Annotated in this window: 27 protein-coding genes and 1 riboswitch; of the genes, 18 read left to right on the top strand and 9 right to left on the bottom strand. The window is 72.1% G+C overall.

The window, feature by feature from the left end; translation table 11 throughout:
• Nucleotides 1-24: 24 nt before the first annotated feature.
• Nucleotides 25-948 (bottom strand): hypothetical protein, encoded by a 924-nt coding sequence (locus tag KG111_RS09655; protein WP_205290418.1) that lies wholly within the window; start codon nt 946-948, stop codon nt 25-27.
• Between the two features lie 189 nt (nt 949-1137).
• Here KG111_RS09655 and KG111_RS09650 point away from each other — a divergent pair, with 189 nt between their 5' ends.
• Genes KG111_RS09650 through KG111_RS09640 form a run of 3 tightly spaced genes read left to right on the top strand, consistent with a single transcriptional unit; the run spans nt 1138 to nt 3751 of the window.
• The gene (locus KG111_RS09650; RefSeq protein ID WP_283770545.1) at nt 1138-1473 is read left to right on the top strand and encodes an ArsR/SmtB family transcription factor; all 336 of its coding nucleotides are present in this window, start codon (nt 1138-1140) and stop codon (nt 1471-1473) included.
• On the top strand, nt 1473-2444 hold the full coding sequence (locus KG111_RS09645; RefSeq protein ID WP_205290417.1) for a cation diffusion facilitator family transporter: 972 nt from the start codon (nt 1473-1475) through the stop codon (nt 2442-2444). The genes KG111_RS09650 and KG111_RS09645 overlap by 1 nt, the downstream gene beginning before the upstream one ends.
• A gap of 56 nt (nt 2445-2500) precedes the next feature.
• Nucleotides 2501-3751: an oxidoreductase gene (locus KG111_RS09640; RefSeq protein ID WP_205290416.1), complete on the top strand. Its 1251-nt coding sequence runs from the start codon at nt 2501-2503 to the stop codon at nt 3749-3751.
• Nucleotides 3752-3764: 13 nt separating this feature from the next.
• Here the strand turns inward: KG111_RS09640 and KG111_RS09635 are convergent, their stop codons facing one another.
• Together KG111_RS09635 and KG111_RS09630 are read right to left on the bottom strand one after the other, a co-directional pair.
• The gene (locus KG111_RS09635; protein WP_205290415.1) at nt 3765-5153 is read right to left on the bottom strand and encodes a DUF7168 domain-containing protein; all 1389 of its coding nucleotides are present in this window, start codon (nt 5151-5153) and stop codon (nt 3765-3767) included.
• Between the two features lie 35 nt (nt 5154-5188).
• Complete coding sequence (locus KG111_RS09630; RefSeq protein ID WP_205290414.1) at nt 5189-6385, bottom strand: CDP-glycerol glycerophosphotransferase family protein; 1197 nt, start codon at nt 6383-6385, stop codon at nt 5189-5191.
• Between the two features lie 78 nt (nt 6386-6463).
• On the opposite strand from KG111_RS09630, the gene KG111_RS18480 reads away from it, so the two are divergent.
• From KG111_RS18480 to KG111_RS09560, 14 genes are all read left to right on the top strand, one after another.
• Nucleotides 6464-7141, top strand: coding sequence for an acyltransferase (locus KG111_RS18480; RefSeq protein ID WP_283770544.1), 678 nt, complete (start codon nt 6464-6466; stop codon nt 7139-7141).
• Between the two features lie 94 nt (nt 7142-7235).
• Nucleotides 7236-8624, top strand: coding sequence for a hemolysin family protein (locus KG111_RS09620; protein WP_205290413.1), 1389 nt, complete (start codon nt 7236-7238; stop codon nt 8622-8624).
• Complete coding sequence (locus tag KG111_RS09615; RefSeq protein WP_205290412.1) at nt 8617-9696, top strand: hemolysin family protein; 1080 nt, start codon at nt 8617-8619, stop codon at nt 9694-9696. The genes KG111_RS09620 and KG111_RS09615 overlap by 8 nt, the downstream gene beginning before the upstream one ends.
• 65 nt (nt 9697-9761) lie before the next feature.
• A complete protein-coding gene (gene clsA, locus KG111_RS09610) occupies nt 9762-10337 on the top strand; it encodes a cardiolipin synthase ClsA (protein ID WP_205290411.1) in 576 nt (191 codons plus the stop codon).
• A complete protein-coding gene (locus KG111_RS09605; protein ID WP_205290410.1) occupies nt 10337-11182 on the top strand; it encodes a DUF881 domain-containing protein in 846 nt (281 codons plus the stop codon). The genes clsA and KG111_RS09605 overlap by 1 nt, the downstream gene beginning before the upstream one ends.
• On the top strand, nt 11179-11511 hold the full coding sequence (locus KG111_RS09600; protein WP_205290409.1) for a small basic family protein: 333 nt from the start codon (nt 11179-11181) through the stop codon (nt 11509-11511). Before KG111_RS09605 ends, KG111_RS09600 begins: the two co-directional genes overlap by 4 nt.
• Nucleotides 11504-12415, top strand: a complete 912-nt coding sequence (locus KG111_RS09595) for a DUF881 domain-containing protein (RefSeq protein ID WP_205290408.1) — start codon at nt 11504-11506, stop codon at nt 12413-12415. Before KG111_RS09600 ends, KG111_RS09595 begins: the two co-directional genes overlap by 8 nt.
• A gap of 10 nt (nt 12416-12425) precedes the next feature.
• A complete protein-coding gene (gene gcvH, locus KG111_RS09590; protein WP_205290407.1) occupies nt 12426-12815 on the top strand; it encodes a glycine cleavage system protein GcvH in 390 nt (129 codons plus the stop codon).
• Between the two features lie 48 nt (nt 12816-12863).
• Nucleotides 12864-13388, top strand: coding sequence for an FHA domain-containing protein (locus KG111_RS09585; RefSeq protein ID WP_205290406.1), 525 nt, complete (start codon nt 12864-12866; stop codon nt 13386-13388).
• 2 nt (nt 13389-13390) lie between these two features.
• Nucleotides 13391-14128, top strand: a complete 738-nt coding sequence (gene ftsR, locus KG111_RS09580) for a transcriptional regulator FtsR (RefSeq protein ID WP_205290405.1) — start codon at nt 13391-13393, stop codon at nt 14126-14128.
• A 21-nt stretch (nt 14129-14149) separates the two neighbouring features.
• A complete protein-coding gene (locus tag KG111_RS09575; protein ID WP_205290404.1) occupies nt 14150-14641 on the top strand; it encodes a bifunctional nuclease family protein in 492 nt (163 codons plus the stop codon).
• 235 nt (nt 14642-14876) lie between these two features.
• The gene (locus KG111_RS09570) at nt 14877-15404 is read left to right on the top strand and encodes a MerR family transcriptional regulator (protein ID WP_240195431.1); all 528 of its coding nucleotides are present in this window, start codon (nt 14877-14879) and stop codon (nt 15402-15404) included.
• Nucleotides 15405-15426: 22 nt separating this feature from the next.
• A riboswitch (glycine riboswitch) is annotated at nt 15427-15533 on the top strand.
• A gap of 70 nt (nt 15534-15603) precedes the next feature.
• On the top strand, nt 15604-18438 hold the full coding sequence (gene gcvP, locus KG111_RS09565) for an aminomethyl-transferring glycine dehydrogenase (RefSeq protein WP_205290402.1): 2835 nt from the start codon (nt 15604-15606) through the stop codon (nt 18436-18438).
• Between the two features lie 8 nt (nt 18439-18446).
• Nucleotides 18447-19784 carry a serine hydrolase domain-containing protein gene (locus tag KG111_RS09560; protein ID WP_205290401.1) on the top strand — a complete coding sequence of 446 codons (1338 nt, stop codon included), beginning with the start codon at nt 18447-18449 and terminating at the stop codon, nt 19782-19784.
• Here the strand turns inward: KG111_RS09560 and KG111_RS09555 are convergent.
• The gene (locus tag KG111_RS09555; protein WP_205290400.1) at nt 19744-20070 is read right to left on the bottom strand and encodes a hypothetical protein; all 327 of its coding nucleotides are present in this window, start codon (nt 20068-20070) and stop codon (nt 19744-19746) included. The genes KG111_RS09560 and KG111_RS09555 overlap by 41 nt on opposite strands.
• 62 nt (nt 20071-20132) lie before the next feature.
• Nucleotides 20133-20561: a hypothetical protein gene (locus KG111_RS09550; protein WP_205290399.1), complete on the bottom strand. Its 429-nt coding sequence runs from the start codon at nt 20559-20561 to the stop codon at nt 20133-20135.
• Nucleotides 20562-20626: 65 nt separating this feature from the next.
• Between KG111_RS09550 and KG111_RS09545 the strand changes: the two genes are divergently transcribed.
• Nucleotides 20627-21505 (top strand): acyl-CoA thioesterase domain-containing protein, encoded by an 879-nt coding sequence (locus tag KG111_RS09545; protein WP_249666060.1) that lies wholly within the window; start codon nt 20627-20629, stop codon nt 21503-21505.
• A gap of 11 nt (nt 21506-21516) precedes the next feature.
• Here the strand turns inward: KG111_RS09545 and KG111_RS09540 are convergent, their stop codons facing one another.
• The 4 genes from KG111_RS09540 to KG111_RS09525 all read right to left on the bottom strand — a co-directional run bounded on the left by KG111_RS09540 (nt 21517) and on the right by KG111_RS09525 (nt 25000).
• Nucleotides 21517-21996: a VOC family protein gene (locus tag KG111_RS09540; protein ID WP_205290398.1), complete on the bottom strand. Its 480-nt coding sequence runs from the start codon at nt 21994-21996 to the stop codon at nt 21517-21519.
• 83 nt (nt 21997-22079) lie between these two features.
• Nucleotides 22080-23366 (bottom strand): HNH endonuclease signature motif containing protein, encoded by a 1287-nt coding sequence (locus KG111_RS09535; RefSeq protein WP_205290397.1) that lies wholly within the window; start codon nt 23364-23366, stop codon nt 22080-22082.
• A gap of 129 nt (nt 23367-23495) precedes the next feature.
• The gene (locus KG111_RS09530) at nt 23496-23825 is read right to left on the bottom strand and encodes a hypothetical protein (RefSeq protein ID WP_205290396.1); all 330 of its coding nucleotides are present in this window, start codon (nt 23823-23825) and stop codon (nt 23496-23498) included.
• Complete coding sequence (locus KG111_RS09525) at nt 23822-25000, bottom strand: hypothetical protein (protein ID WP_205290395.1); 1179 nt, start codon at nt 24998-25000, stop codon at nt 23822-23824. Before KG111_RS09525 ends, KG111_RS09530 begins: the two co-directional genes overlap by 4 nt.
• Nucleotides 25001-25087 lie beyond the last annotated feature (87 nt).

Genomic DNA, 25087 nt, shown 5'->3' with positions numbered 1-25087 from the left:
GATCAGCCCCCCGGGGGCAGCCTGTCACATCAGGGAGGTGCCACGCTGGGCTCGGACGGCGCCGCGGGCGCTGTGTCCGGGGGCGAGGTCGAGCAGTCCTGCGGCGTCGCGGGCCACGGGGTCGCTCGCCATGACGTGGCGCCGGTAGGTGTCGTAGCTCAGCTCGAGGTAGCGGCGCAGCATCTCCGGCTCGGGGGTCCTCCCGCGGGCGTGCTCGCGCTCCAGGCAGCCGCGCACGTAGCGCTTGAACGCCGCCTCCAGCCCGCGCTCGGACGGCTGGCTGCCCACGGTCACGTCGGGCCGGTTGCCGCGCCGGGTGTTGGGCAGCGCCCACGGGCTCTCCGCGAGCCCGGGGATGCCGTCGCGTAGCTGCAGCCACCGCGCCCACGCCGCCGCGGCCGGGTCGGCCGGGGTGGCCAGCGGCCGGCCGAGCGCGGAACCCTGCAGGTAGCGCACGGTCAGCCGCCGGTGCGCCGGGCTGAGCGCGAGGTGCTCGACCCGCAACCCGGTCCACACCGGCAGCGGAGCCGGCCAGCGCCGGGCCACCGACAGCCACACCCACACCCGCACCTGCGCCGGGCTCGCGTCCGCGGCGGGCTGCGCGAGCAGGGGAGCGAGCGGCAGCGCGGTGCGGTCCGGCTCCGGCGTGCGCAGGCCCGGACACGGGATGCCGGCGTAGCGCGCCACCTTCGCGTAGAGGCTCACCGTGGCGGGCCGCCAGCCACGTCGGTGCGCCAGCGCCGACAGGCCGCTGGAGGCGAGGTCGGCGGCGTCCAGGTCGTGGGGGTGGATGCCGGCCTCGACAGCGGCCTCGGCGAGGCGGCGGTACTGCGCGGCGTACGCCGGGGGAGGGGAGTGCGCGGCCCAAGCCCGTTCCAGCAGCTCGGGTGAGCGGGGCAGGTCCGCGTCGTCGAGTCCCGGCAGACCGCGCTGGATGCTCCCCGCCACACATTCCTCCGCTCACGGTCTCTTGCCATCACCTTGTTCCGTTATCCGCATCATCACAGACATGGCGCCGTCCGCCACGCCGGGGAGGAGGGCCGGACTCCGTCCGGCCCGGCACCGACCAGGGGCCTTCCTCGGATCGTCGAGATGTGCTTTCATCGTCGTATGGCGATGAAATTGGGGAGCGAGGGTGTGACGCGTGGCGGCGAGGCCGCGGTGTTCCACGCGCTCTCCGAACCGACCCGGCTGGCGCTCCTGGAGCACCTGTCCAGCGGGGAGCACCGGGTGCGGGACCTGGTGGACCACCTCGGCCTGGCCCAGTCCACGGTGAGCAAGCACCTCGCCTGTCTTCGCGACTGCGGCCTGGTCACGGTGCGCAGCGAGGGCCGCGCCTCCTGGTTCGCGCTCGCCGACGCCGAGGGGCTCGACGCCCTGCTGCGGGCCGCCGGCCGGCTCGCGGATCGGGCAGGGTCCCGCCCGCTGGCCGAGCACCTCGCCCACGACGCCCAGCTCGCGGGGCGGAGCTGATGGGGGCCGGCCACGGCCACGGCCACGGGCACACGCCGGGGCACGCGTCGAGCGACGGCGGGAACCGGACGCGACTCCTGATCGCGCTGGGGCTCGCCTCCGTGCTGGTGCTCGCCCAAGCCGTGGGCAGTGTCGTCACCGGCAGCCTCGCGCTGCTCACCGACACCGCGCACGCGCTCGCCGACGCCTCCGGACTGGTCGTGGCCGTGCTCGCGGCGACGTTGATGACCCGGCCGCCGACCTCGCGCCGGACCTGGGGGCTGACCCGGGTCGAGGTGATCGCGGCGCTGGGGCAGTCGGCACTGCTGGTGGCCGTCGGGGCCTACACCGCGGTCGAGGGCGTGCGGCGACTGATCGCACCGCCCGAGGTGGCCTCGACCGAGCTGCTGGTCTTCGGCGTCGTCGGCCTCCTCCTCAACCTGGCGGCCGTCGCGGTGCTGGCCTCGCGCCGCACCGCGAACCTCAACCTGCGCGCCGCCTTCCTCGAGGTGCTCAACGACGCCCTGGGGTCGCTCGGCGTGGTCGTGGCCGCCGTCGTCATCGCCACCACCGGCTTCCAGCGCGCCGACGCGATCGCGGCGCTGCTCATCGCCGCGCTCATCGTGCCGCGCGCCTTCCTGCTGGGCCGCGACACCCTGCGAGTGCTGCTGGAGTTCGCGCCGGCCGGCGTCGACGTCGCCGAGGTCGAGCGGCACATCAGCGCCCTCGACCACGTGCGCGACGTGCACGACCTGCACGCCTCGACCATCGGCAGCGGGCTCCCGGTGCTTTCCGGGCACGTCGTGGTGGACGAGGAGTGCTTCACCGGCGGGGGAGCGATGCCGCTGCTCGACCAGATCAGGGAGTGCGTGAGCTCGCACTTCCCAGTGCCCTTCGAGCACGTCACGATCCAGCTCGAGGCCCTCGGCCCGGGCCGACCCGAGTGCCCGCTCGCCCACTGCGCGCGCCCGCCGGAGACGGCCCACCGCTGACGAGACGGAGCACCGGGCACGGCACCCTGGCTGGACGCGTGCGCCATGATCTCGGCGTGCCCCTCCACGATCCCCTCACGCTGCCCAGCGGCCTGGTCCTGCCGCACCGCCTCGTCAAGGCGGCGATGACCGAGAACCTCGCCGACGCCGACAACCAGCCGACCGCGGCGCACGAGCGCCTCTACCGCCGGTGGGCGGCCGGTGCCCAGGGTGGGCTGCTGGTCACCGGCAACCTGATGGTCGACCGGCGCCACCTCGAGCGCAGCCGCAACATCGTGGCCGACCGGCACCTGGACGTGGCCCGGCTGCGGCGGGTGCGCGAGGCCGCGGCCGGCTCGCCGCTGATCGCCCAGCTGAACCACCCGGGCCGGCAGGCGAACCGGTTCCTGTCCACCCGCCCGGTCGCGCCCAGCGCGGACGCCGGTGCCGTGCCGATGCTGGGCCTGTTCGCCCGCCCGCGGCCGCTCTCAGGCGACGAGGTCGCCGAGCTGGTCGACGGGTTCGGGACCGCGGCCAGGCTCTGCCAGGAGGCGGGCCTGGACGGGGTGCAGGTGCACGCCGCGCACGGCTACCTGCTGGCGCAGTTCCTCTCCCCGCACGTCAACCGGCGCACCGACGGCTGGGGCGGCGACGTGCCCGGCCGGGCCCGAGCGCTGCTCGCCGCGGTGCGCGCCGCCCGGCAGGCGACCGGGGCCGGGTTCACCGTCGCGGTGAAGCTGAACTCCTCCGACTTCCGCCACGGCGGCTTCACCGAGGACGACGCCGAGCAGGTCGTCCGGCTGCTCGTCGCCGAGGGCGTCGACCTGATCGAGATCTCCGGCGGCACCTACGAGAACCCGGCACTGTTCGGCGAGACCGCCGGACTGCGCGCCGGCACGGGCGACGGCACCGGTGCCAAGGAGGCGTACTTCGCCGGTTTCGCCCGCCGCGCCCGTACGGCGGCCGGCGACGTCCCGCTCATGCTGACCGGCGGCATCCGCACCCGGGCCGCGATGGACGCCCTCCTCGCCGACGCCGGTGTCGACCTGATCGGCCTGGGCCGGCCGCTGGCCATCGACCCCGACCTGACCCGCCGGCTGCTGGCCGGTGAGGACGGCCGGTCCCTGCCGCGCTACACGCTGCCCACCGTGGCCGGCATGGCGGGGGAGTCGGAGTGGTACGAGACGCAGATCGGACGCCTCGGCGCCGGCGGGGACCCCAAGCCCGACCTGCACCCGGCCGTCGCCGCCGCGCGCTTCGTCGCCGGTGAGGCGGTGCGCGGCGTCTCCGGTCGCCGGCGCCGCCACCGGCTCGCGGCCACGGCCTGAGCCGTCCGGAGCCTCAGCCGCGGGTGATCGCGCGCTCGGTGCCGAGCCGGGCCCGGGCGGCGGCCGCGATGCCCGCGTCGCGGGAGCCGGGGGCGGCGTGCCCGGCGTACGCCGCGCCCTTCCAGGTGCCGCGGATGCCGTGGTCGCGCTGCATCCGGGAGAAGTAGTCGACGACCTCCACCTCCTTGGCCCGCAGAGCGAGCTCGGTGGAGGACGAGGTCGCGGCGGGCGCCGCCTGCGCCGACGTCACCGACGGCGCTGTGGGCACGGTGGACCCGGCCGCCCGTTCGGCCGCGACCGCCGCGTCACGGGCCGCGTCCCGCGCCCGGCGCAGCCGCTCGCCCACGTGGTCGGCCCACGCCTCGTAGAAGGCGGCCCGGGCGGTGGAGCCGTGCACCGGCCGCTCCTGCCAGGCCCGGCGCCGGGCGTCCCAGACCAGGCGGGTGTCGGACTTGTGTGCGCCCGCGCGCAGGTGGGCATCGCCGTCGGCGACCATCTGCGTCACCAGCGCCGCGTAGAGCGCCTTGACCACCGCGATGTCGGAGCCGAACCCGTAGAGCGTCACCCGGGTGTTGGAGGTGTAGATCGCCGCCCGCACGTCGTTGGCGCGGGCGATCTCCAGCAGCAGCCGCACGTAGCGGGCCAGCGACCGCTTGCCGGACTCACCGATCAGCACCGTCTCCCACGTCGGCTCCTCGCTGCGCTCCTCGGCGCCTGCCGTGGCCCGCGCCACCGCGAGCACGATCTGGTGCCGCGTGGCCAGCGACTGCGCCTTGGCGAAGAACGCGTCGCGCTCCGCGGTGTTGCTCGTCCGCTCGGCCTGGCGCAGCAGCCGACCGATCCGCAGCAGGGTGCGGTCCTCGTCGTCGACCCCGGTGTCCAGGCCGTTGAGCCGGTAGGCGGTGTGCAGCAGGTCGGCCAGCACGGGCATCCCGAGGTCCTCGAGCAGGCGCAGGAACGTGGTGCGGAAGGCCCGGTCGTGCCCGGTGCCCGGGCACAGGTGGTGGGCCAGCTCGTGCAGCACCACCGCACCGCGCAATGACCAGGAACCACCCACCTCTCGCGGCGGGATCGCGATCACCCCGCGGGCCGGGAGCTCGCCGTGCTCGTAGTGAGCCTGGCGGTGGCCGCGCCGGGGCCGGACCACGACGGGGATCGCCGCCGCGTCCACACCCTCGGGGTCGTCGTACCGGCTGCCGGTGGCGCACAGGTGGGCCAGCACCCGGTCCACCATCTGCTGCACGTGCGCCGGGTCGGTGAACCGCGGCTCGGTCTCGGGCTCGAAGAGCCGGACCTCGCCGCCCACCTGGATCCGCAGCGGCTCGCCGGGCGTGCGCGCCGCGGTGTCGAGCCAGGCGGCGAACAGGTCCTCGGCGGCGTACGTCTGACGGGTCTCCGGCATGGCCCCAGCGTCTCAGGAAGGCCCGACGCCGCGCGTCAGGCCGCCCCCACGCCCTGCTCGCCCGGCTCGCCCTGCTCGCCCGGCGGTAGCGGCGCCGTGGGCGCCGCACCGCGGAGCCGGTCGCGCAACGCGACGAGCTCGCCGAGCGTCTCGATGAACCGCACCGTGCTGTCGCCGACGGCGTTGTCGTCGAAGTAGTGCCGACGCATCGTCTCCCGGGCCAGCCGGTGCTCGTCGTGGGCGAGCCGGTCCGTGAGCAGCGCGGTCAGGCCGGGCAGAGCGTCGGCGTCGACGACGTCCGCACACCGGCTCACCGGCACCTCGCTGCGCAGCCGCTCGGCGTCGCGGTGCCGGTCGGTGAGGAGGATCGGCTTGTCGGTGCACAGGTAGAGCCAGTCCAGGCCCACCGAGGAGACGTCGGCGACCATCGCGTCGCAGCCGGCGAAGACGGCGAGGATGTCGCCCTGCCAGATCGCGGCGTGCCCGGCGTCGGGGTCGGCCTCCGCGGCGCGCTCGATCAGGTCGAGGATCGCCTGGTGGCCGTCCCGGATCGCCGGGGTGTGGCTGGTGGTCACCTTCGGGTGCGGCTTGTAGACCACCCGCACGTCCGGCACCGCCAGCGCTGCCGCGACGATCTCGGGACCCATCGCGTCGACCGAGGTGTAGTCGTTGTAGTCCGCGTCGCCCTCCCAGGTGGGCGCGTAGAGGATCGTGCGTCGCCGGGTCGGCGGCAGCAGCGGCACGGGGTGCAGGTCGAGCTGGGGCCGGCCGATGCGCACCAGGCGGGACTCGTCGAGCTCCATGATGGCCGCCCGGTGCCGCTGCACCGCCGCCTCACCCGCGACCAGGACCCGGTCGTAGGCCTTGCAGTTGTTCGACACCATCGACTGCTTGTCGCTCTCGCCGTGGTTGATGTGCACGTGGAGCATGCGGTGGTCGAGCAGCGAGTTGAAGTTGAGCGCCGAGTTGTTGCAGTACAGCACCACCTTGGCGCCGAGCTCGTCGTACGTCGTCGCCAGGTCGGGGAACGCCTCGGCCAGCACCAGGGGCAGCCTGGTCCGCTCCGCGACGAGCGGCGCGGTCGCCGGGTTGCGCAGCAGCACGACGACCGGGTGCACCTCGTCGAGACGCTCCAGCACCGGCAGCCACTGCAGCAGCTGGTAGACCCGCGTCGGGTCGTCGGCGAAGTAGGCGACGACGTCGGGACGCACGGGGATCCGGGGCTCTGGCACCCGCGGATACTAGGTCCCCCTCCGCCCGGTCCTGCGGGGTGCCCGGACGCCGGGTTGCCGGTGAGTAACCTGCCTCTCGTGCCCTCCGTGCCGCGGCCCGTGCGCCGCCTGCTTAACCGCTCCGTCCACGCCGCCTGGAGGCTGGCCGAGCGGGTCGGTGACGTCACCCCCGAGACCGACCTCGGTGCGGAGTTCGGCGCCTTCGGCCGGGGCAGCTGCCTCGGGTTCCCGCTGGCCACGGTCTTCGGCGCCGGCGCCATCCACATCGGCGAGGATACCCTGATCGGCCGCTACGCGACGCTGTCGGTGGGCTACGGCCCGACGCAGGCGGTGCTGCCGCCGCGGGCCCTGGTGATCGGTGACCGCTGCGTGCTCGGGGCGCGGCTGTGCGTCACCGCGCACGAGTCGATCACCATCGCCGACGACGTCTGGTTCGGCCAGGACGTCTTCGTCTCCGACGCCAGCCACGGCTACTCCGACCCGCACACCCCGATCGGGCGCCAGTTCGGCATCCATCAGCCGGTCCGGATCGGCTCCGGCTCCTGGATCGGGCACGGCGCGATGATCCTGCCGGGCACCACCATCGGACGCAACGTGGTCGTCGCCGCCGGGTCCGTGGTGCGCGGCGAGGTGGAGGACCACGCCGTCGTCGGCGGGGTGCCCGCCCGGGTGATCCGCAGGCTCGAGCCCGGTGTCGGCTGGGTCGCGGCCGACGGCAGCGGCGACGTGCGCGCCCTCGCCACCACCCCGGCCTGACCCCGGCGCCCCTGCTTGACGCCAGCGACGCAGCGGGACCGGACCCGGTCCCGTAGAGTGATCCCACTCCATCCCGCTGCGTAGAAGGACCTCGATGACCGCCTGGCTCTTGCTGGGGCTTGCCATCCTTTTGATCGTCGCCTGCGGGCTGTTCGTCGCCGCCGAGTTCGCGTTCGTCACGGTGGACCGCGGCCAGGTCGACCGGGCCGCCGCGGAGGGCGACGCCGCCGCCCTCGGCGTGCAACGGGCGCTCCGCTCGCTGTCGACCCAGCTCTCCGGGGCCCAGGTCGGCATCACGATCACCAACCTCGCCATCGGCTTCCTCGCCGAGCCTGCGCTCGCCCAGCTGCTGCGCGGACCGCTGCGCGACGCCGGGCTCGCCGAGAGCGCCGTCGGCCCGGTCGCGCTCGCCTCCGGCCTGGTGATCAGCACGCTGCTGACCATGCTCATCGGTGAGCTGGTGCCCAAGAACGTGGCGATCTCGGTGCCGATGGCCACCGCCCGGATCACCCAGGGCCCGATGCGCGCCTTCACCGCGCTGTGCGCCGGCCCGATCCGGGTGCTCAACGGCAGCGCGAACGCGATCGTGCGCCGTCTCGGCGTCGAGCCGCAGGAGGAGCTGCGCTCGGCGCGCAGCTCCACCGAGCTCGCCTCGCTGATCCAGCGCTCCGCCGACGAGGGCACGCTCGACCCCGACACCGCCGAGCTGATGGAGCGTTCGGTGGAGTTCGCCACCCGCACCGCCGGCGAGATCATGACGCCGCGGGTGCGCACCCGCTCGCTGCACGTCAACGACCGGGCGAGCGCGGTGATCGCGCTGGCGCGGGAGTCCGGCAACTCCCGGTTCCCCGTCCTCGACGACTCCGACAACGTCGTCGGCACGGTGCACGTCAAGAACGCCGTCGCGCTGCCGCTGCACGAGCGGGCCACGACCAAGGTCAAGCACCTGATGGCCAAGCCGATCGTGGTGCCCGACTCGCTGCGCCTCGACCCGCTGCTCGCCCTGCTGCGTGCCGAGAGCTTCCAGATGGCCATCGTCCTCGACGAGTACGGCGACCACGCGGGCATCGTGACCCTGGAGGACGTGATCGAGGAGATCGTCGGCGACATCGCCGACGAGCACGACCGGTCCGGCAGCCGCGGCCGGCTGCGCCGCGACGGCTCGTGGTCGCTGTCCGGCCTGCTGCGTCCCGACGAGGTCGAGGACCTCACCGGGGTGCCGCTGCCCGAGGGCGACGACTACGACACGGTCGCCGGGCTGGTGCTGCAGGTGCTGGGGCGCATCCCCACGAACGGCGACGAGGCCGTCGTACCGCTGCCGGCGGCGGGTGAGGACGAGGAGGCGCCGGCGTCCCATGCCGTGCTCCGGGTGGACCACATGGACGGGCTACGGATCGACCGGCTGAGCATGCGGGTCGAGGAGAGCCCCGAGCCGGCAACGACCGTGCCCGGCTCGAGGCGGCGGGGGGCCGGCGATGAGTGACCTCGGTGGCGTGCTGCTCGCCGTGTTCCTGCTGGCCGCGAACGCCTTCTTCGTGGGCGCCGAGTTCGCGCTGATCTCCGCGCGCCGCTCCCAGATCGAGCCCCTGGCCCAGGCCGGCTCCCGGATGGCCAAGATCACCCTGGCCGCCATGGAGCGGGTCTCGCAGATGATGGCGGGCGCCCAGCTCGGCATCACCATGTGCTCCCTGGGCCTCGGTGCCGTCGGCGAGCCGGCGCTGGCGCACCTGATCGAGCCGGTCTTCCACGAGGTCGGCGTGCCCGACGCGTGGCTGCACCCGGTCGCCTTCGTGCTGGCCCTGACCGTCGTGGTCTTCCTGCACGTGGTGCTGGGGGAGATGGTGCCCAAGAACCTCGCCATCGCCGGACCCGACCGCGCGGCGCTGATCCTGGGCCCGCCGATGTACGGCGTGGTGATGGTGCTGCGGCCCGTGATCGTGTCCATCAACGCGATGGCCAACGCCATCCTGCGGATGCTGAAGATCGAGCCCAAGGACGAGATCGGCAGCACGTTCACCCGCGAGGAGGTCGCCGCGCTGGTGGAGGAGTCCCACGGGGAGGGGCTGCTCGCCGAGGAGGAGTACGGCCGGCTCGCCGGTGCGCTCGGGTTCACCGAGAAGACGGTGGCTTCGGTGACGATGCCGCCCGAGACCCTGGCCACGGTGGTCCGCGGGTCGTCGGCCGCCGACGTGGAGGCGCTGTGCGCCGCGACCGGGTTCAGCCGCTTCCCGGTCGTCGCCGACACGCCGTCGACCGACGGCACCGGCCCCGAGCTGATCGGCTACCTGCACATCAAGGACGTGCTGGAGCCCGACGAGGAGCGGCGTCAGCGCCCCGTCGCCGACCGCTGGATCCGCCCGTTCGCCACCGTCACCCCGGACGCGCTGCTGCACGACGCCCTCGAGGTGCTGCAGCGCCGAGGTGCGCACATGGCCCGCGTCGTGGAGCCCGACGGCACCACCCTCGGCCTGATCGCCCTGGAGGACGTCATCGAGGAGCTCGTGGGGGAGATCCGCGACGCGGCCCACTCGGATGAGCCGGTGCAGAGCTCGTGAGCACTAGGGTGACGCGCGTGGATGCCCCGGACGCACGCTCCGCGCCGGGCGACGATCATGGGGTGATGACCGTCCCGAACGCGCTGAGCGCGCTGCGGTTGCTGGGCATCCCGCTCTTCCTGTGGCTGGTGCTGGGCCCCGAGGAGGACCTGCTCGCGCTGGTGGTGCTGATGGTCGCCGGTGCGACCGACTACCTCGACGGCTGGTTGGCCCGGCGCCTGAACCAGCAGTCGGTCTTCGGCCAGCTGCTCGACCCGGTCGCCGACCGGCTCTACATCCTCGCCGTCGTCGTCGGCCTGGCCATGCGCGACGTCATCCCGTGGTGGCTGGCGCTGTCGCTGCCGCTGCGCGACCTGCTGTTGTGGGGCCTGGTCCCGCTGCTGCGCACCCGCGGCTACAGCGCGCTGCCCGTGCACTTCCTGGGCAAGGCCGCCACCTTCACGCTGCTCTACTCCTTCCCGCTGCTGTTCCTCGGCGACGGTGACGGCACCGGGGCGACGCTGGCGCGGATCTTCGGCTGGTCGCTCGCGCTGTGGGGCGTGGGGCTCTACTGGTGGGCCGGGGTGCTCTACGCATGGCAGGTCCGCACGCTGCTGGCGACCACCGAACGTCCCGAGCGCCCGGAGCGCCGAGGCCGCTGATGGAGACGGTGGACCGCTCGCGCACGCCGCTGCTGGCGCTCATCACCTACGAGGCGATGGACCGCGACTACCAGGTCGCGGCCGGCAAGCGCGCGCAGTCCGCCACCGGCACCGACCGCCGGGCCTCCCGCACGGCGGTGGTCCTCGTGGTCGCGTGCTTCGCGCTGATGGTCACCGTCGCGGCGGTGCAGACCTCGCAGAACGCCGACGTGCAGAGCGCGAGCCGGACCAGCCTGATCGAGCGGATCGAGGTCCGTCGCGAGCGCGTCGCCGGCCTGCAGCAGCAGGCCGCCCAGCTGCGTGAGGACAACGCCGAAGCACAGGTGACGCTGCGCCGGCTCGGCTCGGCCTACAACGACGTCCAGGCGCGTCGTACCCGGATCGGGGCGTGGACCGGCTTCGAGCCGGTCACCGGCGACGGCGTGCGGGTCACCGTCGACAACCCGGCGTACGCCGAGGAGAACGACGTGCTGCGCGACTCCGACCTCGCGCTGCTCGCGGACGCACTGTGGGCAGCCGGGGCGGAGGCCATCGCGATCAACGGTCAGCGGCTCACGGCCACCTCGGGCATCCGCACGTCCGGTGACGCGGTCGAGGTCAACAAGATCGGCGTGGCGCCGCCGTACACGGTCAGCGCCATCGGCAACCCGGGCACGCTCTCCTCGGAGCTGCTGGAGGCGGCCAGCGGCCAGCAGTTCCTGGCGCTCGTCAATCGTTACGGATTCTCCTACGAAGTGGACAATGTCGACGGGCTCGAGCTCCCGGCGGCGCCGAGCTCGCAGCGCTCGCTGCGAGAGGCGACGCGGCTGTTGAGCCCGCGGACGGACGGAGGTGGCACCGGATGATCGCGGTCCTCGGCCTGCTCGTCGGCGTCGCGCTGGGCCTGGTGTTCCAGCCCGACGTCCCCGGCGGGCTCGAGCCCTACCTGCCCATCGCGGTGGTGGCGGCACTCGACGCCGTCTTCGGTGCCCTGCGCGCCTACCTGGACGGCATCTTCGACGACAAGGTCTTCGTCGTCTCCTTCCTGTCCAACGTGGTCATCGCCGCGGGCATCGTCTACCTCGGCGACCGGCTCGGCGTCGGCGGTCAGCTCTCCACCGGCGTGATCGTCGTGCTGGGCATCCGGATCTTCACCAACGCGGCCGCGATCCGCAGGCACCTGTTCCATGCCTGAGCAGACCCCCGACCCCCGCAGCTCTGCTCCTTCCGGGAAGCACGTCGACCCGGAAGGGACGACGCCTGCCGCGGAGCCGATCGAGGAGCCCGTCGAGGAGCCGGCGGAGCAGCCGGTCGAGGAGCCCACCGACAAACCCACCGACAAGCCGGACGAGGCGCCGGCCCCACCGCCGCTGGAGGAGCGCAGCGCCCCGGACCGGATCCGCCAAGCCCTGCTCCGACCGACGCGCCAGCAGCTGGTCGCCGCGGTGCTGCTGGGGCTGCTCGGTTTCGCTGCCGTCACCCAGGTGCGGGTGACCGGCACCGAGGACAACTACGCCGGGCTGCGCCAGCAGGAGCTCATCGACCTGCTCAACGGCCTGGCCGGCACCCGGCAGCGCACGGAGGCCGAGATCGAGCGGCTCGAGGAGGCCGCCGGCGGCCTGCGCGACGACACGACCCGACGCCAGACCGCGCTGGACCAAGCGCAGGACACCGTCGACAGCCTCAGCATCCTGGCCGGCCTGGTGCCGGTCACCGGACCGGGGATCCGGATCACCATCACCGAGGTCGATGGCCGGGTCAGCCTCGGGTCGGTGATCGACACGGTGCAGGAGCTCCGCTCGGTCGGCGCGGAGGCGATGTCGATCAACGGCAAGGTCCGGGTGGTGGCCCAGACCGCCTTCGAGGTCACCGACAGCGGGTTCCTGGCGGGCGGGGAGGAGATCGAGGCGCCGTACGTCATCGACGTGATCGGCGACCCCGCTGCGCTCAGCTCGGCGATCAGCTTCGCGCTCGGACCCAAGAAGCAGATCGAGGAGGACGGCGCCCGGGTGGAGGTCGTCCGCCTCGACACGGTGGACATCGAAGAGGTCACCAGTCGCGACGAGCCTCGCTACGCCGTGCCCGACCCAGGGCAGTAATGTGCACGCCATGACGAACCCCGCCGACCTGAAGTACACCGTCGAGCACGAGTGGTTGCGCGAGCCGGGCGAGGCTGCCGGATCGGTTCGGGTCGGCATCACCGACTACGCCCAGGACGCGCTGGGCGACATCGTCTACGTCTCCCTGCCCGAGGTCGGCGTGACGGTCACCGCGGGCACGCCGTGCGGTGAGCTGGAGTCGACGAAGTCCGTGAGCGACGTCTACGCCCCGGTCAGCGGCGAGGTGGTCGCGGTCAACGACGCGCTCGACGCCACCCCCGAGCTGGTCAACAACGACCCGTACGGCGCGGGCTGGCTCTTCGAGGTGGTCCCGTCCGAGCCCGCCGCCGTCGGCGACCTGCTCGACGCGGCCGCGTATGAGGCCCAGCTCGACATCTGATCAGGTAGGTTCGTCACTCGACCAGCCCGACCCCCAAGGAGCACCCTGATGCCGTTCTGCACCGCCTGTGGCCGGCAGAACCCCGACGACGCCCGTTTCTGCGCCCAGTGCGGCAACCGCCTGGTCGCCGAGGGCGCCGCGCCTCCGGTCAGCGACGCCACCGCGACGATCCAGTTCGGTGCCGGCGTGCCCGGGGCCGAGCGTTCCGAGACGACCTCCGACCGGGCGCTCAGCGCCGTCGACGCCGCCGCCGTGGACGCGCTGCCCAAGGGGCACGCGCTGCTGGTCGTGCAGAAGGGCCCCGGCGCGGGCAGCAGGTTCCTGCTGGACGCCGACGAGGTGACCGCCGGGCGGCACCCGGAGAGCGGGATCTTCCTCGACGACGTCACCGTCTCCCGCCGGCACGCGGTCTTCCGCCGCGACGGCGCGACCTTCACGGTGGAGGACGCGGGCAGCCTGAACGGCACCTACGTCAACCGTGACCGGATCGAGAAGACGACGATCACCGACGGTGACGAGGTCCAGGTCGGCAAGTACCGCCTGGTCTTCTTCGCCGGTCACGAGGGCGCCTGAGGATGGCCCAGGCCATCGCCCGAGGCGAGCGGGACCCCCTGCTCAACATCGGGCAGGTGCTGGAGCTGCTGACCCCCGACTTCGGCGGGCTGATCAGCATCTCCAAGCTCCGCGGCCTGGAGGACGACGGGCTGATCAAGCCCCAGCGGACGCCGTCGGGCTATCGCAAGTTCTCCCACGCCGACGTGGACCGGCTGCGCTACATCCTGCGGATGCAGCGCGACCACTACCTGCCGCGGCGGGTGATCCGTGAGCACCTCGATGCCATGGACCGCGGGCTCGCCCCGCCCCTGCCGGACCCCGTCGTGCCGACGGTGCCCAAGGTGGCCATCGGCGAGGACGGCCTGCCGGCCCCGGAGTCCTTCCGTCGCACCGACCGGCTGCGCCTGTCCCGCAAGGAGCTGATGAAGGTGGCCGAGATCGACGAGCGCCTGCTGGGCGAGCTGGAGGACTACGCACTCGTCACGGCCTCGCCGACCGGGCACTACGACACCGACGCGCTGGTGATCGCCCGGACCGCCCGCGAGCTCGCCGACTTCGGCATCGAGCCGCGCCACCTGCGCGGCTTCCGGGCCGCCGCCGACCGCGAGGTCGGCCTGATCGAGCAGGTCGTCGCGCCTGTACGACGCAGCCGGGACGCCAGCGCCGCGGCGCGCGCCGAGGCGGCGACCAGCGAGATCGCCGCCCTCGCCGTACGGTTGCACGCCACGCTGGTGAAGGCAGGGCTCCGGCGGCTGTGAGTCCCGCGTAGGCTGGGGCACATGCGCGAGGTGGATGTCCTGGGGGTCCGGGTGGAGATGCCGTCCAACCAGCCGATCGTCCTGCTGCGGGAGAGCGACGGCGAGCGCTACCTGCCGATCTGGATCGGAGCGGTGGAGGCCACCGCGATCGCCTTCGCCCAGCAGGGCGTCGTGCCGCCGCGGCCCCTGACGCACGACCTGATGCGCGACATCCTGGACGCGGTCGGTCACGAGCTGAGCGAGGTGCGGATCACCGACGTCAAGGACGGCGTCTTCTTCGCGACGCTCGTCTTCAGCTCCGGCGTCGAGGTCAGCGCGCGTCCCTCGGACTCGATCGCGCTGGCACTGCGCACCGGCACCACGATCTATTGCGAGGAAGACGTGCTGGCCGAGGCCGGCATCGCCGCGCCGGCCGAGGAGGAGGACGAGGTCGAGAGGTTCCGCGAGTTCCTCGACCACGTCTCCGCCGACGACTTCTCCGGCGGCGGGGAGATCGGGAACGAGGAGTCGTGAGAGTGGCGAGGACTCTCAACCTCAACCCGAGAGTGAGGGTTTTCGGCGACACGCCCAGCGACGTCTTTGACCCGCCAGTCGCCGCGGCCGTACCTTGATGAGCCGAACGACATCGTCATGATGCGGGCAGGACACGGACCGTGGAGGACCAGTGAACGAGCAGCAGCCGGAGACGGCACAGCAGACCGCTCAGCGTGAAGCTGAGGCGGCCGCCGTCGCCGAGGAGCAGGGTCTCCTGTTCACCGACGACGTGTCCCCGCTGCCCAGCGACCTGGGCTACCGCGGTCCGACGGCGTGCAGCGCCGCCGGCATCACCTACCGTCAGCTCGACTACTGGGCCCGCACCGGCCTCATCGAGCCCAGCGTCCGTGGAGCCAAGGGCTCCGGATCGCAGCGGCTCTACAGCTTCCGCGACATCCTGATCCTCAAGATCATCAAGCGCCTGCTCGACGCCGGCATCTCGCTGCAGCAGATCCGCAGTGCGGTCAGCCACCTGCGCGAGCGCGGCACCGACGACCTCACCCAGGTCACCCTGATGAGCGACGGCGCCTCGGTCTACGAGTGCACCAGCAACGACGAGGTCATCGACCTGCTCCAGGGCGGTCAGGGTGTCTTCGGCATCGCCATCGGCGGTGTGTGGCGCGAGATCGAGGGCACGCTCGCCGAGCTGCCCAGCGAGTCCGCCGCCGACTCCGACGCGCCGGCCGCATCCGTCGAGGGCGACGAGCTCGCTGCGCGCCGCGCCGCCCGCACCGCCGGCTGAACCGCTAGGCTTGGACTGCTGATCATCCCGCACGGGAGAGTCAGGATGTGCCGCTGAGGCGGTGCAGGCCTGCGCCGAAGGGGCAATTCCTCCCCGGAACCTCTCAGGCGCCCGGACCGTGTGGAGCAGGCAACTCTGGAGGCGCAGCCGACAGAGGGGGAGGCTTCGATCAGTCGATCCCGAGGAAGCCTGCCTGCTGATGAGTGCCCCCTTCGTGAACCGCCACATCGGCCCGGACGACCGCCAGGTCGCCACCATGCTGGACCGGCTCGGCCACGCCAGCCTCGACGCGCTGATGGACGAGGCCGTCCCGGCCACCATCCGCACCCGCGAGCCGCTGAAGCTGCCGGCGGCGCTCAGCGAGGAGGCCACCGCCGCCGAGCTCCGGGCGCTGGCCGCGGCCAACGTGCCCGGCGAGCCGATGATCGGGCTGGGCTACCACGCCACCGTCACCCCGGCGGTGATCCGGCGCAACGTGCTGGAGGACCCCAGCTGGTACACGGCCTACACGCCGTACCAGCCCGAGATCTCCCAGGGCCGGCTCGAGGCGCTGATCAACTTCCAGACCGTGGTCGCCGACCTGACTGGCCTGCCCACCGCCGGCTCCTCGCTGCTCGACGAGGGCACCGCCGCTGCGGAGGCGCTCGCACTGGCCTACCGCGCCAACCGCAAGGCCTCAGGGCCGTTCGTCCTCGACGCCGACGCGCTGCCGCAGACCATCGACGTGGTCCGCACCCGCGCCGATGGCCTCGGGATCGAGGTCGTCGTCGCCGACCTCACCGACGGCCTGCCCGAGCTCGGCGAGAAGGCTGCGGCCGGGGTGCTGGTGCAGTACCCGGGCGCCTCGGGCCGCGTGCGTGACATCAAGCCGCTCATCGACGCGGTGCACGCCCGCGGCGGGCTCGCCGTCGTCGCCGCCGACCTGCTCGCACTGACCCTGCTGGAGGCGCCCGGCACGCTCGGGGCCGACGTGGTCGTCGGCTCCGCCCAGCGCTTCGGCGTCCCGCTGTTCTACGGCGGCCCGCACGCCGGGTTCATGAGCGTGCGCGCCGGCCTCGAGCGGCAGCTGCCCGGGCGCCTCGTCGGCGTCTCGCTCGACGCCGAGGGCCGCCCCGCCTACCGGCTGGCGCTGCAGACCCGCGAGCAGCACATCCGCCGCGACAAGGCGACCTCCAACATCTGCACCGCGCAGGTCCTGCTCGCCGTCACCGCCGGCATGTACGCCGTCTACCACGGCCCCGGCGGCCTGAAGGCGATCGCCGAGGAGGTGCACGCAGCCGCCTCGCTCGTCGCCGACCGGCTGCGCCACGCCGGGGTGCAGGTCGTGCACGACTCCTTCTTCGACACCGTGCTCGCCCGGGTGCCCGGCCGCGCCGCCGACGTGGTCCGCACCGCCCGCGAGGGCGGGGTGCACCTGCGGCTGGTGGACGCCGACCACGTCGGCATCAGCGTGGGGGAGTCCTCGCTCAGCGTGGTCGACGTGGTGCTGCGGGCCTTCGGTGCCGAGCACGCCGCGGGGGAGCGGGTGGCCACGGGCGCGCTGGGCGCGGACGTGCGTCGTACGACGGACTTCCTGACCCACCCGGTGTTCAACACCCACCACAACGAGACCTCGATGCTGCGCTACATCACGCGCCTGGCCAACCGCGACTACGCGCTGGACCGCGGCATGATCCCGCTCGGCTCCTGCACCATGAAGCTCAACGCCACCACCGAGATGGAGCCCATCTCGCTGGCCGGCTTCGCGAACCTGCACCCCTTCGTGCCCGCGGCGGACGCCGAGGGCTACCGCGAGCTCATCGAGTCGCTGGAGGGCTGGCTGGCGGAGGTCACCGGCTACGACCGGGTCTCGATCCAGCCGAACGCCGGTGCCCAGGGCGAGTACGCCGGCATGCTGGCGATCCGCAACTACCACCGCGCCCAGGGCCAGTCGCAGCGCGACGTCTGCCTGATCCCGTCCTCGGCGCACGGCACCAACCCCGCCTCCGCGGTCATGGCCGGGATGCGGGTGGTGGTCGTGAAGTCCCTCGACGACGGCACCGTCGACCTCGACGACCTGCGCGCCAAGTGCGACGAGCACGCCGAGCGGCTCGCCGCGATCATGGTCACCTACCCCTCCACGCACGGCGTCTACGAGGAGGGCATCACCGAGCTCTGCGAGATCGTGCACGCCGCCGGCGGCCAGGTCTACATCGACGGCGCGAACTTCAACGCCCTGCTCGGCTACGGCCGACCGGGACGCTTCGGCGGCGACGTGTCGCACCTGAACCTGCACAAGACGTTCTGCATCCCGCACGGCGGCGGCGGCCCCGGTGTGGGCCCGGTCGCGGTGCGCGAGCACCTGGCGCCGTACCTGCCCACGCATCTGCTGCACCCCGACCCGAAGCGCCGCGAGGGCACCGGGGCGATCAGCGCCGCGCCCTACGGCTCCGCCGGGATCCTGCCTATCTCGTGGGCCTACATCCGGATGATGGGCGCCGAGGGGCTGACCCGGGCGACCGCGGTGGCGGTGCTCTCGGCCAACTACATCGCCGCCCGGCTCGGCGAGCACTTCCCGGTGCTCTACCGCGGCGAGACCGGCCTGGTCGCGCACGAGTGCATCCTCGACCTGCGCGAGATCACCCGCGCCACCGGCGTCTCCGTCGACGACGTCGCCAAGCGGCTCATCGACTATGGCTTCCACGCCCCCACGATGTCGTTCCCGGTGGCCGGCACCTTGATGGTCGAGCCGACCGAGTCCGAGGACCTCGCCGAGATCGACCGGTTCTGCGACGCGATGATCGCGATCAAGGGCGAGATCGACCGGGTCGCCGCCGGCGAGTGGACGCTCGACGAGTCCCCGCTGCACCACGCCCCGCACACCACGCGAGCCCTGGTCGGGGAGTGGCAGCGGCCCTACAGCCGGGAGGTCGGGGTCTTCCCCGCGGGCCACACCGTCGACAAGTACTGGCCACCGGTGGCCCGCATCGACCAGGCCTACGGCGACCGCAACCTGGTCTGTGCCTGCCCGCCCATCGACGCCTACGCCGACTGAGGCCCGTCGTGGGATCCGATCCCCAGCCCTACGACGCCGTGCTGGCCCGGTTGCAGGCCGCCGGCCGGCTGCCGTCGGTCGTCGCCGCGGTCGCCCGCGGCGGCGAGCCGGTGTGGTCCGGCGCGCTGTCGGTGGACCCCACCGGCCCCGAGGTCTCGCCGGGGACGTCGTACCGGATCGGGTCGATCACCAAGACCCTGACCGCTGTGCTGGTGCTGCAGCTGCGTGACGAGGGCCGGCTCGGGCTCGACGACCCGGTGGGCCGGTTCGTGGGTGAGGCGGGCGGCTACGCGGACGTCTCGCTGACGCGGCTGCTCTCGCACACCGGCGGACTGCAGAGCGAGCCCGTGGGGTCGTGGTGGGAGCGCACCGGCAGCGGCGGCGCCGCCGCCCTGCTCGCCGCGAACGACGGTGCCGGCCGGGTGGCGGCGGCAGGGGAGTGGTTCCACTACTCCAACCTCGGCTACGCGCTCCTCGGCGAGGTCGTGGCCCGGCTGCGCGGGGTGTCGTGGTGGCAGGCGGTGCGTGAGCGGCTGTTGGAGCCGCTGGGCATGAGCGCCACCGACTACCACCCACCCGCCGACCACGCACCGGGGCGCAGCGTCGACCACTTCGCGCACACCCTGACCCCCGAGCCGCTCACCGACACCGGGGCGATGGCGCCGGCCGGGCAGCTGTGGAGCACGACCGCGGACCTGCTGCGCTGGGCCGACTTCCTGGTCACCGGGCACCCCGACGTGCTGGGTGCCGCCACGCTGGAGGAGATGGCGCGTCCGGTGCCGCCCGCCGCGCTCTACGGCCTGGGCGTGCGCCGGGCCGAGCTCGGTCCGGACGGTGCTCCGGGCACCACGCTCTGGGGACACACCGGCTCCATGCCGGGCTTCCTGGCGTCGCTGTTCGTGGACCGCGCCACCCGGGACGCGGCCGTGCTGCTGACGAACGCCACCACCGGCCTCGACACCGCAGCCGTGCCGGGCCAGCTCCTCGCCGGGCTGCCGGTGGACGCCGAGGACGGCTGGGAGCGCTGGGCACCGTCGGTGGCGGTGCCCGCGGAGGCGTCCGAGCTGCTCGGCGTGTGGTTCTGGGGCAACACCGCGTTCGGGCTGGAGTGGCACGGCGAGCAGCTGCTGCTGCGCGACCTGCGGTTCGCGGAGGTCGAGGAGCGGTTCACGCTCGACGGGGGCCGCATCGTGGGCACCGCGGGCTACCACCGCGGCGAGCGGCTGCGGGTGCACCGCTCGACCGACGGCACGGTGAGCCACCTGGAGTGCGCCACGTTCGTCTACACGCGCACGCCGTACGACGTCACGGTGCCGATCCCGGGCGGGCACCCCCGAAGCAGCTGACCACCGACGCCAGCGCCACCACCACGGCGGCACCGAGCACCGGCCAGACCTCGGCGGGCACGAGGTGGGGGAACCGCGCGAGGACCACGGTCACCGCGAGCAGGTGCAGCGCGACGAGGCCCGCCCACGGCCACGGCGTACGGGGGCGCAGCAGTGCGGCGAGGAGGAGCGGCGCCGGCGCCAGCAGCAGCCAGCCGGCGAGCAGTGCGTGCAACGGCCCGCCGTGCTCGCCGAGCCAGGCCACCAGCCGCCACGGGGCGAGGCCGAGGTCGGTGGTCAGCGCCACGACGGGGATCGCAGCGGCGAGGACGGTGGCGCCGGCGCTCGCCGGGTACCAGACGCCCCCGTTCAGTCGAGGGCCTCGACGTCGGCGATGCAGGAACGGCCGTTGCGGGACTTCACGATGACCCGGGCGTTCACCGTCCGGTCCGCCAGCTCTTTCTCGTCGCTGGTGATCCGGACGTCGAAGGAGCCCTCGGCCTCGCCGCGGATGTTGGTGACGTCGTACGTGACGTGCGGGTCGTCGGTGCGGGCCTCCGCCCGAGCCTCCTCGATGAGGTCGACCAGGGCCTTGCGGTCCTTCGAGGACGGCGCCTCGCACAACAGGTCCGCGCCGGCGTCGATGTCGAGGTCCTCGGCGGCCTCGACCGCCGCGTCGGCGACCTCCTCGACGGCCTGGGGATCGCCGCTCGCGACGACCAGCGCGGTCACGCCGCCGGCGAGCAACAGGACCAGGAGGACGACCCCGGCGACGACCCAGCCGATCTTGTCGGTCATGGACTGTTCCGTACCCTCCGGGGTCGGTGCGTAGACCATCTCACCCACCCAGGCATGATGGGCGCGTGGACGAGAACACGTTGCAGTTCGCCTGGTTCCAGCGCGACACCCAGGACCCGAGGACGACGTACCACCCGCTGCCCCTGGCCCAGGGCCGTTGGAAGGCAGACCAGATGCACGGCGTGGCGATCAGCGGTCTGCTGGCACTGGCGCTGGAGGAGGCCGTCGCCGCGGCCGGGCGTGACGACCTGGTGCCGGCGCGCTACCACGTCGACCTGTTCCGGCCGGCGCGGATGCGGGAGACGACGACGTCGGTGACGGTGGTGCGCGAGGCGTCGCGGCTGATGCTCGTCGACGCCACGGTCTCCCAGGACGGCGAGGTCGTGGCGCGTGCCAGCGGCACGTTCCTGAAGCCGACGGCGAACCCCGAGGGCCGGGCGTGGACGTCGCCGGCGGAGCGGCCCGTGCCGCCGCCGGCCGAGCGGATCAACCCGCTCGGTGACCTCGGCGGCCACCACATCCCGCTGTTCCGCAGCGAGGCGCCGTGGTCGGACAACTTCGCCGAGCACCAGAACCCCGGCCGTCACCAGACGTGGCAGACCGCGATCCCGGTCGTGTTGGGCGAGGCCTGCACCCCGTTCCAGGCCGTCGCCTCGCTGGCCGACTCCGCCAGCATGGTGACGAACTGGGGCAGCCACGGCGTGCAGTTCATCAACACCGACATCGACCTCACCCTGACCCGCCTGCCCGACGGGGTCAGCCTCGGGCTGCGCGCCACCGACCGCTTCGCTGACGACGGCCTCGCCGTCGGCATCGCCGAGGTGTACGACGCCCAGGGCTCCTTCGGCGCCGTCACCATCACCTCCCTGGCCAACGCCAAACGGTCGGTGGACTTCACCGACGGCGCGCCGACCGCCGAGGGCGTGCTGGAGGGCAGCGTCTGAGCGGAGGCGGCTCAGGCGTCGTCGTACGCCTTGCGCATGGCGGCGATGTCGATCTTGGTCATGGTGAACATCGCGTCGAGGGCGCGCCTGTTGGCGGGCGTGCTCATGTCGCCGCAGAGCTCCTCGAGCTCCCGGGGCACGATCTGCCAGGACACCCCGAACTTGTCCTTGCACCAGCCGCAGGGCTGCTCGAGGCCGCCGTCGGCGGTCAGCAGGTCCCAGTACTTGTCGACCTCCTTCTGGCCCTCGACCGTGAGGTAGACGGAGAACGCCTCGGAGAGCGTGAACTCGTCGCCGGCGTTGATCGCGGTCACCGGCATCCCGGCAACGGTGAAGTCGACGATGAACTCACCCGGCTCGGTGTGGGGGAGTCCTCCGGGCGCGCTGACCACGTTGGTGACCTTGGAGTCGGGGATGTGCTGCTCGTAGAAGCGGGCGGCGTCGCCCGCCTTGCCGTTGCTGAACCACAGGTGAGCTCGTGCGCTGACCACGGTGACCTCCTTCAGTGCGCCCCGGGATGAGGCTCGTTGGAGGGTTGGACTGCGGACCCGGCGTGGATTCATCGGTGGCCGGGCTACGTCCTGCGGTGGAACCGGACGTCCCCGTTGGCCAGGGTCTCGGGCTCGTAGGCGGGGTCATGCACGCGGTGGTGGTCGAAGGCGCAGAACAGCTTGGCGTCCTTCAGCCGGGTCTGTCCTCCCCGGCTCCAGGGTGTCATGTGGTGCGCCTCGCACCACCGTGCCGGCACGGTGCAGCCTTCGGCGGCGCAGGTCTTCTGGACCAGGCTGAGTGCTTTTCTGATGGCGGGGCTGAAGAGTCGTCGTCTGCGACCGAGGTCGAGGACCTCGCTGTCGCTGCCTAGGACGGCGGGCAGGATGCCAGCGGCGCATGCAAGCCGGCGGGCCTCGCCGGCGGAGATCTGGACGGCGCCGTCGGTGGTCAGGGGTGTGTCGAGCGTGGCGGCACCCAAGCCGGTGCGGAGCTGGTCGATCCCGACGGTGACGACGACCGTGGTGGCGTCCCCGCCGTGCTCGGGCAGGTTGCGCGGGTCGAGGTGCTCGAGCAGCCGACCGAACGCGTTCGCCAGGCGCCGGTGTCGCGGCAGCCGCTCCTCCTCGAGGCCGGTGGAGGTGGTCTGAACGCCAGCGAGGCTTGAGCTCCCCGCACGCCGTGGCCCGGTCCACGCATCCAGGTACGTGCCCAATCGTCCCGCGACTGCGTCGGAGAGCCGCATCGAGATCCGCGTGGTGCCGTCCCCGAGCGGCCGGAACCGCACGGACGACTTCTCCCGAGCGTGCTGCTCCTGCTTCTCGAGGCGTCGCGCGTCCTCGGCGTCCGCGATGTCCGGCGCGGAGACATGCAAGATCGCCTGCCCCAGCCGCCGCAGCTCGGCCGGACCGAAGTCACGCGCGAAGCCCAGCAGGTCGGCCTCGGCCTGTGCCTTGACCTCGACGCCGAGCCGATCGGGCAGGTCATCGACACAGTGCGCGATGACCCGCGCCTGCTCGAGGTTCACTCCGCCGGAGGACAGTGCCCGCGCCGTCGCGGGGAAGCGCTCGTCCAAGGAGCGGGCGAGCTTCTCGTCGGCCCGTAGCCGGACGGGGTCGGTGTGCACGGTCCGGGACAGCCACTGGGTGACATCGCGGGTGCCGTGCTGTTGCGCGATATCGGCCGATACCGCCAAGATCCGGAGCCGGAGCTCATCGACCTGCGCCTGCAACCGGGACAACGCGATCAGCAGCGCTTCCTTCTCATCGACGGAGAGGTAGAGCGGCTGCACCTGGTGCACGTCTGCCAGTGCCCGGCGCGCGGAGCCGACGGCAGCCAGCAACGGCTGCGGAGGGGACTGCGTCAGCGTCATGGCCTGGGCCTCCCGAGTGGCTTGCGGCGTACGCCCATCCTCTCGGGAACGTCCGAGGGAACCTGCTGCCCGGCGTCCCGGTGGTCAACGCTTCGGGGGTGGCGCGAAGCGTTGAGATGAGTGGGGTGGCTAGTTCGGCGTCGGATCCCAGATCGAGGCGTACTCCTCGGCCAGCAGAGGCCACACGACCTCGAGCGCATCCTCCACGTTGTTGATGTCGGCAGACTGCGGCGGAAAGAGAACGAGCTCATGTGGAATCGGTCGTCCAGCGGCGTCCTTGCGGCCGAGCGGGTCAGGAAAGCGGACCGCAACCGTCGGCCCGCATCGCTGAAACGCACGGGGGCCAACGCCGACCCCTGCGAAAGCGCGCTCATACGGTGGAAGCGGATCAGCGAATCCGCCGTCACGGACGAACCTGAAACCCCAGGTCTTCCCTCGTGTGGCCCAGATGAGTGTCATCCAGCGCTCCTGACGAGGATCGCTGCGTCCTCAGCCGCGGCTAGATCTCTGTGGAAATGGGACAGTGTTGCGGCTAGGTTCTCCGCCTTTGTGCCGGCTTCCACCTCGGCTGCCTCGATGTTCGACGCGGCCTTCTGGATGGCCTCTTCAAGCTTTGGAGTCAGTTGGGAGAGCGCGAAGCCCACTGCCCCAGCGATCCTGCTCTTCCTGCTCAACAGAGAAGCGGCGATCTTGCCTGTGAGCCCAAGGCCGAGCGCAACGGTTTCAGCGTTGCTCAAGAGCTTCAGAGCCACGTCGCGCTTAATATTTCCCGCCTGGGCCCACCGGACGTGCCTCTCGAAGGGGAGGATTGATGCCATCGGAAGGATGAGGTCGAGACCGACGCGCTGGGAGACTTCGATCGCCCCAGGCGAGAACTTCGCCGAAGATATGAGAACGAAGTCCTCGCCGACAGAGAGGGCAGTGCTTGACTCGGCCAGATCGCTCAACACGTCGCGCAGTCCTACGATGTCTGCTCCCGCTTTTTCGATGACCAGCTCCTTGAAGCCGTGCACGTCCAGTTCGGGTAGGAGATCTGCCTTTGACAGTGCGATCATCCAGATGCGTGGGAATGTGACCAGCCGTGCGTCGTCAGTGAGCAGGTCGTCCTGCAGCAAGACCAGGCTGTTGCGGAAATTGCTGAAAAGCGACTTCAGATAGCGCTCCTCTTCGCCCTGGTTGTCCAAGAGACGCTGTCCGTCGACGAGTAGAAGTGCAACGTGCGAACTCAGCAGCGCACGAAAGGTGTCGACACGGCGCTGGGCCTCCTCAGGGCCGCTCACGTCTTGCTCGAACCACTCTCCTGGATAGTCATGCCAAACCAACCGAAGCGCCTCGAAAGGTTTGGACTTGAGGGGCTTGGCCTCGCTCTCACCCTTGAACTTGAGGAGGAATCGGTAGGAGGTCGCACTGAACTTGTTGGGGTCGGGAACGGTTGCAGACTTCTTCATCCCGAGATAATTCTGGTGAAGAAGTGTGCCTTGGCTTCCGTTCTCTGCCACTAGGTTGAAGGCACCCGTCTTGGCGCTCTGGGCTTCCTGCTCGGACCCGTAGAACGCCGAGAGCATCACCGTCTTGCCACTTCCGCTTTCGCCGAAGACCGCAATGTGCTGTTCTAGGACTTTTCTGCTCGCCATGTCGGAACCCTAGGGCGTTTCCACCGCGGTGCATGGGACTGTGACTGCGCCGATCGTTCACATCTCGGTGAGCGATTACCCGCGCAT

The sequence above is a fragment of the Nocardioides faecalis genome (genome assembly GCF_018388425.1).
GTDB lineage: Bacteria > Actinomycetota > Actinomycetes > Propionibacteriales > Nocardioidaceae > Nocardioides > Nocardioides faecalis.
Note: the sequence above shows the minus strand (reverse complement) of the source record. Positions and strands in the feature narration are given on the sequence as shown.